Origin of the sequence: Desertivirga xinjiangensis (assembly GCF_024436435.1) — a bacterium.
Lineage (GTDB): Bacteria > Bacteroidota > Bacteroidia > Sphingobacteriales > Sphingobacteriaceae > Desertivirga > Desertivirga xinjiangensis.
In genome coordinates, this window is record NZ_JAFMZP010000021.1 from 1 (window position 1) to 1,080 (window position 1,080).

Below are 1,080 nucleotides of genomic sequence, written 5' to 3' on the forward strand. Positions count from 1 at the left end.
CTGATGCTGGAATGCTCCCCTACCACAGAATTACTTCTATCCATAGCTTCGGTATACCACTTGATGCCCGTTTATTATCCATGCCCGATCGCTCGACTAGTGAGCTGTTACGCACTCTTTAAATGAATGGCTGCTTCCAAGCCAACATCCTAGCTGTCTGTGCAATCGGACCTCGTTAGTTCAACTTAGCGGTAATTTTGGGACCTTAGCTGATGGTCTGGGTTCTTTCCCTCTCGGCGCGTGACCTTAGCACCCCGCGCCTCACTGCAGATCATATTTCATAGCATTCGGAGTTTGTCTGGATTTGGTAGGATTTGACTCCCCCGCACCCAATCAGTAGCTCTACCTCTATGAAACTTTATATCCACGCTGTTCCTAAAAACATTTCGGGGAGTACGAGCTATTTCCCAGTTTGATTGGCCTTTCACCCCTACCCTCAAGTCATCCGGAAACTTTTCAACGTTTATCGGTTCGGTCCTCCAGTACGTGTTACCGCACCTTCAACCTGCTCAAGGGTAGATCACAAGGTTTCGCGTCTACCTCCCCTGACTATACGCCCTATTCAGACTCGCTTTCGCTTCGGCTGCGTGGCTGAACCACTTAACCTTGCCAGGGAAGAGTAACTCGTAGGCTCATTATGCAAAAGGCACGCCGTCACACTATAAAGTGCTCCGACCGCTTGTAAGTACACGGTTTCAGGTTCTATTTCACTCCCCTGTTCGGGGTTCTTTTCACCTTTCCCTCACGGTACTGGTTCACTATCGGTCTCTCAGGAGTATTTAGCCTTACCGGATGGTGCCGGCAGATTCCCACAAGGCGTCTCCGACCTCGCGGTACTCAGGATACCACTATCATAATATCGCTTACGTATACGTGGCTATCACACGCTATGGCCAGGCTTCCCATCCTGTTCTACTTCACTTTACTAGTCATGTTGTGGTCCTACAACCCCAGCATTGCCGTAACAATGCTGGTTTGGGCTCTTTCCCTTTCGCTCGCCACTACTCAGGAAATCATTATTATTTTCTCTTCCTATGCTTACTTAGATGTTTCAGTTCAGCACGTTTGCGCATTTGCAAC

1 rRNA gene is annotated in these 1,080 nt (G+C 48.9%); it reads right to left on the minus strand.

The annotated features are described in order from the left end of the window. A 23S ribosomal RNA gene (locus tag J3P37_RS22840) occupies positions 1 to 1,080 on the minus strand; the annotation flags it as partial.